This is a genomic window from Bradyrhizobium sp. (assembly GCF_052389815.1).
Taxonomy (GTDB): Bacteria; Pseudomonadota; Alphaproteobacteria; order Rhizobiales; family Xanthobacteraceae; genus Bradyrhizobium.
On the sequence record NZ_JBQTHN010000010.1, the window covers coordinates 1 to 5461 of the forward strand.

Genomic DNA, 5461 nt, shown 5'->3' on the forward strand with positions numbered 1-5461 from the left:
CGCGCTTCATCGCCGCCGCGCTGTGCGGTGTGGTCGCCTATCCGATGATGAACCTGGTGATGACCTCGGCGCCGCTCGCCATGCAGATGTGCGGGCTGTCGGTCAGCGATTCCAATTTCGGCATCCAGTGGCACATCGTCGCCATGTACGGGCCGAGTTTCTTCACGGGCTCGCTGATCGCCCGTTTCGGGGCGCCACGCATCGTCGCGCTCGGTCTGGCGATGGAGGCGGCCGCCGCCGGCATCGGACTTTCCGGCATCACCGCGATGCATTTCTGGGCCACCTTGATCGTGCTCGGGGTAGGCTGGAATTTCGCCTTCATCGGCGCCTCTGCACTGGTGCTGGAGACCCACCGCCCGGCCGAGCGCAACAAGGTGCAGGCCTTCAACGATTTCCTCGTGTTCGGGATGATGGCGATCGGCTCGTTCGCTTCCGGCCAGCTGCTGGCGCGTTACGGCTGGAACGCCGTCAATCTGGTGGTGTTTCCGCCGGTGCTGCTCGGGCTTGCGGTCCTCGCTTTTGCGTCCTTCGCAAAGCGCCGGGCGCGCCTGCGCGAGGTAGACGAATTCCCCGAGCCCAGTCTCTAGTCGTTGTCTTTTCCGGAGGTCCCATGCCGACGCGCGCACGTCTGGAAGAATTCATCGCGGCCGTCGAGGGCGGCGACCACGCCGGCGCCATCGAACGCTTCTATACCGAGGACGCCAGCATGCAGGAGAACGCGGCGCCGCCGCGGGTCGGCCGCGACGTGCTGGTCGCGCACGAGAAGGCGGTGCTGTCGCGGATGTCTCGCGTCGATTCGAAATGCGTATCGTCCGTCGTCGAAGGCGACCGCGTCGCCATCCACTGGAATTTCGTGCTGACCGAGAAGAGCGGCAAGGTGCGCCGCTTCGACGAGGTGGCCCTGCAGGAATGGCGCGGCGACCGGGTTTTCCGCGAACGGTTCTTCTACGACCCCGCCACCATCGGCGGCTGATGCCAGCTGCTGACAGTTCGACGCGCGTCGAATTGATTGCCGCTGGATTCTCGCGGGCAGCTCTGTTCGGGCGCGCCTTCACGCTCCATATCGTCCGGACGGGAAACGGGTGGCTGCCGGCCATGCGGCCCGACAACCTGCCGTAAGAGAAGAAGAGCATGGACGCCTCCAGCCACAGGCCCGTTCCGGAGACCTCGATTCGCTATGACGGCTGGCGCATCGTCGTCGTCTGCTTCCTGCTCGCCACCTTCGGCTGGGGTCTCGGCTTCTACGGCCAGAGCGTCTACGTTGCCGAGCTACATCGCTTGCGCGGCTGGCCCACCTCGCTGATCTCGTCCGGCACGACCTTCTTCTATCTGTTCGGCGCATTGCTGGTGGCGTTCGTCGCCGAGGCGATCAAGGCGTTCGGCCAGCGCAATTGCCTGATCGCCGGCACCCTTGCGATGGCGGCGGGCATCGCCATCGGGCAGGTGCGCGAGCCGTGGCAGCTCTATCTCGCCAACGCCGTGCTCGCCTTCGGCTGGGCCGGCACGAGTCTGGGCGTCATCACCAACACGCTGGGGCTGTGGTTCGACAGCAAGCGCGGCATGGCGATCAGCCTGGCGCTGAACGGCGCCAGCTTCGGCGGCATCGTCGGCGTGCCGCTGCTGGTCGCTGGCATCGGCTATTTCGGCTTCCCCGGCGCCATGATCGTCGCGGCGCTGGTGATGATCGCGCTGATGGTGCCGGTGATCCTGATCTTCGTCGGCAGGCCGCCGGTGCCGGCTCACACGGCGGCCACGGCATCGGCCGACGCACCGTCGCCGACGCAAATCCGCAAAGACGCGTTGCGCGATCCCGCCTTCCTCTCCGTTTCCATCGCGTTCGCGCTGGTGCTGTTCGCGCAGGTCGGCTTCATCGTCCACCTGATCGCCTTCCTCGACGGCGTGATCGGGCGCGAGCGGGCGACCGTGGCGATGGCGCTGCTGACCGCGATGGCGGTGATCGGCCGCGTGCTGTTCTCCTTCGTGATCGATCGCATGAACCAGCGGCTGGCGTCGTCGCTGTCCTTTGCCAGCCAGGCGGTCGCGCTCGCGATTCTCATCAATGTGCAGAACGACGTCGCGCTGATCGCGGCCTGCGCGCTGTTCGGCTTCTCCGTCGGTAATCTGATCACGCTGCCGGCGCTGATCGTGCAGCGCGAGTTCGACCCGCGCTCGTTCGGCGTCCTGATCAGCCTGATCACGGCGATCAATCAGATCACCTACGCCTTCGGTCCCGGCGTGGTCGGGCTGTTGCGTGATTTTTCCGACAGCTACGCGTTGCCGTTCAATGTCTGCATCGGCGTGGAGCTCATCGCGGCGGTGCTGATTTTGATTAGGGGACGCGCCCGCTAGACTCGTCATTGCGAGCGAAGCGAAGCAATCCAGCTTCCTCGCCGCGACAAGAAAGCTGGATTGCTTCGTCGCGGAGCCTGTCATCGGGCGCGCGTTCGCGCGACCCGTTGGCTCCTCGCAATGACGGTCGAGGTGGGAAGCGACACTCACGCCAGCTCCGAAACTTCCCCCTCCGGCAGGCCGAACTCGAACGTGTTCAGCGTCATCGACACCAGCGTGTAGTAGCCGCACAGCCCGATCACCTCGACTACGCCGCGCTCGGTCAGCACCTTCACGGCTTCCTCGTAGAGCCCCTGCGCCACGCCGTGGCCTTCGTGCAGCGACCTGGCGAGGTCGTAGATCATCTTGCCTTTCGGGTCGTCGAAGGTCGGCGCGCGGCGGTCGCGGATGTCCTCGATGATCTTGGGGTCCATGCCGCCCTTCAGCGCCAGGCGCTTGTGCGCGAACCATTCGTAATGCGCGGTCCAGTGCCGCGCGGTGACGAGGATGGCGATCTCGGAAAGTTTTGCCGGAAAGATCGTGTTGAAGCGCATCACCTCGCCGAGCCGCGTGGCATGCCTCGCCATCTCCGGGCTGGTGAGCCAGGCCATCATCGGCGCCGGCGGGCCGCCGCGCTTGCCGGCAATCGCCTCGTCGTAGGTTTCTTTTTGCTCCGGCTTCATTTCGCCAGGCGAAAGCAACTTCAGCCGCATCGTCGTTTCCTCTTGTTTTTCCACCGTTATCGTTGCCAGCGCATACACCCGATAGCAGGCAATGGCCACTGCGCGGGATGCATGACGTATCCAATGAGATGTTGAATTCCGCCAAGCCCCGACTAAGGTCGATTCCAACCCCTCAATTCCGATGGAAACGCCGATGTCCGATCTCGAACAATTCCGCAAAGAGACCCGCGCCTGGCTGGAGGCGAATTGCCCGCCGGAGATGCGCAAGCCCGCCACCTCAGACGCCGACGTGTTCTGGGGCGGCCGCAACACCAAATTCGCGTCCGAGGCGCAGCGCGTCTGGTTCGAGCGGATGCGCGACAAGGGCTGGACCGTGCCGGACTGGCCGAAGGAATATGGCGGCGGTGGCCTCGACGGCGCCGAGCACAAGGTGCTGCGCGAGGAGATGGCACGGATCGGCGCGCGTTCGCCGCTGTCGAGCTTCGGCATCTGGATGCTGGGGCCGGCGCTGCTCAAGTTCGGCAATGAGGCGCAGAAGAAGGAGCATCTGCCGAAGATCGCGGCCGGCCTCATCCGCTGGTGCCAGGGCTATTCCGAGCCGAATGCGGGCTCCGACCTCGCCTCGCTGCAAACCCGCGCGGAGAGCGACGGCGACGATTTCATCATCAACGGCCAGAAGATCTGGACGTCCTATGCCAACTACGCCGACTGGATCTTCTGCCTGGTGCGGACCGATCCCGCGGCGAAGAAACATGACGGCATCAGCTTCATCCTGTTCGACATGGCTTCCAAGGGCGTGTCGACCAAGCCGATCCTCCTGATATCAGGCTATTCGCCGTTCTGTGAAACCTTCTTCGACAATGTGCGGGTGCCGAAGTCGCATGTCGTCGGCACCGTCAACCGCGGCTGGGATGTCGCGAAATATCTGCTGCAGCACGAGCGCGCGATGATTTCCGATACCGGCCAGCGCGGCATCGGCCGTCCGCTCGGCCAGCTCGCCGCCGACTCCGTCGGCAGCGACGAGTCCGGGCGGCTCGACGACGCCATGCTGCGCGGCAAGATCGCGAGCTTCGAGGTCGACGAGGCGGCGTTTGCCGCGGTGGCCGAGCGTGCGGTCGATCTGGCGAAAGCCGGACAGTCGCATCCGGCGTTCTCCTCGGCGATGAAGTATTACGGCACCGAGCTCAACAAGCGCCGCCACGAGATCCTGATGGCGGCCGGCGGCATCGACGCGCTGGAGTGGGAGAGCGAGCGCTCCCGCGGCGGCGCCCGCCCGCGCGCCTGGCTGCGCACCAAGGCCAACTCGATCGAGGGCGGTACGTCGGAGGTGATGCTCGGCATCGTCGCCAAGCGCATCCTCGATCTGCCGGGGGCGTAGCAACTCTCACCGTCGTTCCGGGGCGGCGCGAAGCGGCGAACCCGGAACCTCGAGATTCCGGGTTCGCGTCTTCGACGCGCCCCGGAATGACGAGCTCAAAATCACACGAAGCATGTAATCCGGAACCACCCACCCATGGCACTCGTCCTCACCGAAGAACAATCCATGCTGCGCGACTCTGCGCGCGGCCTCATCAGCGACAAGGCGCCGGTGTCGCATCTGCGCCAGCTGCGCGACAGCAAGGACGCCACCGGCTTCTCGCGCGAGCTCTGGAAGGAGTTCGCCGGGATGGGATTTTCGGGCCTGCTGGTGCCGGAAGAGTTCGGCGGCAGCGGGCTCGCCTGCGTCGAGGCCGGAATTGTCATGGAAGAGATCGGCCGCACCCTGATGCCGTCGCCGTTCCTTTCCACCGGCGTGCTCGCGGCCTCGGCGCTGACGCGCGGCGGCAGCGCGGCGCAGAAATCGGAATATCTGCCGAAAATCTCCGCCGGCTCCCTGCTGGCAGCGCTCGCGGTCGACGAGGGCGCGAAACATCGCCCGCTGCAGACCGCGATGCAGGCAACCCGCGCCGGCAACGGCTTCAGGCTGAAGGGTGCCAAGGCGCTGGTGGTCGACGGCCACACCGCCGATCTCCTGGTCGTTGCGGCGCGCAGTGGCGGTGCGCCCGGCGAAGCCAAGGGCATCACGCTGTTCCTGGTCAATCCCAAGGCCAAGGGCGTTGCGACCGAGCGCACCATCATGGTGGACGCGCACAACGCGGCGCGCATCGCGTTCGACAACGTCGAGGTCGATGCGGACAGCGTGCTCGGCGAGGTCGATGCCGGCGGCGCGCTGCTGGACAACCTGCTCAATATCGGCCGCGGCGCGGTCGCCTCCGAAATGGTGGGGCTGAGCGAGGAGGTATTCGGCCGCACGGTGACGTACCTGAAGGAGCGCAAGCAGTTCGGCAAGCTGATCGGCGAATTCCAGGCGCTGCAGCACCGCGCCGCCGAGCTCTATGTCGACATCGAGATTTCCCGCGCCGCCACCTTGAAGGCGCTGCAGGCGCTCGATGCCGACATCGACAAGGCGG

The 5461-nt window shown here is 65.7% G+C and carries 6 protein-coding genes; 5 read left to right on the forward strand and 1 reads right to left on the reverse strand.

Going from position 1 to position 5461, the window contains the following annotated elements:
- From ACT4OC_RS03035 to ACT4OC_RS03045, 3 genes are all read left to right on the forward strand, one after another.
- The coding region (locus tag ACT4OC_RS03035; RefSeq protein WP_444837531.1) for an MFS transporter at nt 1-587 on the forward strand (587 nt) is incomplete at its 5' end.
- A gap of 23 nt (nt 588-610) precedes the next feature.
- Nucleotides 611-973 carry a nuclear transport factor 2 family protein gene (locus ACT4OC_RS03040; RefSeq protein ID WP_444837532.1) on the forward strand — a complete coding sequence of 121 codons (363 nt, stop codon included), beginning with the start codon at nt 611-613 and terminating at the stop codon, nt 971-973.
- Between the two features lie 158 nt (nt 974-1131).
- The gene (locus ACT4OC_RS03045; protein WP_444837533.1) at nt 1132-2349 is read left to right on the forward strand and encodes an MFS transporter; all 1218 of its coding nucleotides are present in this window, start codon (nt 1132-1134) and stop codon (nt 2347-2349) included.
- A 146-nt stretch (nt 2350-2495) separates the two neighbouring features.
- Here ACT4OC_RS03045 and ACT4OC_RS03050 read toward each other — a convergent pair whose 3' ends face one another.
- On the reverse strand, nt 2496-3041 hold the full coding sequence (locus ACT4OC_RS03050; RefSeq protein WP_444837534.1) for a carboxymuconolactone decarboxylase family protein: 546 nt from the start codon (nt 3039-3041) through the stop codon (nt 2496-2498).
- Nucleotides 3042-3204: 163 nt separating this feature from the next.
- Between ACT4OC_RS03050 and ACT4OC_RS03055 the strand changes: the two genes are divergently transcribed.
- Nucleotides 3205-4389, forward strand: a complete 1185-nt coding sequence (locus ACT4OC_RS03055) for an acyl-CoA dehydrogenase family protein (RefSeq protein WP_444837535.1) — start codon at nt 3205-3207, stop codon at nt 4387-4389.
- A gap of 135 nt (nt 4390-4524) precedes the next feature.
- Nucleotides 4525-5461 (forward strand): acyl-CoA dehydrogenase family protein (locus tag ACT4OC_RS03060; RefSeq protein ID WP_444837536.1); only part of this gene is annotated, 937 nt, incomplete at its 3' end.

Excerpts from the sequence above, each read along its gene's own strand:
- ACT4OC_RS03050 (WP_444837534.1), bottom strand. The coding sequence starts at position 3,041 with ATGCGGCTGAAGTTGCTTTCGCCTGGCGAAATGAAGCCGGAGCAAAAA.
- ACT4OC_RS03045 (WP_444837533.1), top strand. The coding sequence starts at position 1,132 with ATGGACGCCTCCAGCCACAGGCCCGTTCCGGAGACCTCGATTCGCTAT.
- ACT4OC_RS03040 (WP_444837532.1), top strand. The coding sequence starts at position 611 with ATGCCGACGCGCGCACGTCTGGAAGAATTCATCGCGGCCGTCGAGGGC.
- ACT4OC_RS03055 (WP_444837535.1), top strand. The coding sequence starts at position 3,205 with ATGTCCGATCTCGAACAATTCCGCAAAGAGACCCGCGCCTGGCTGGAG.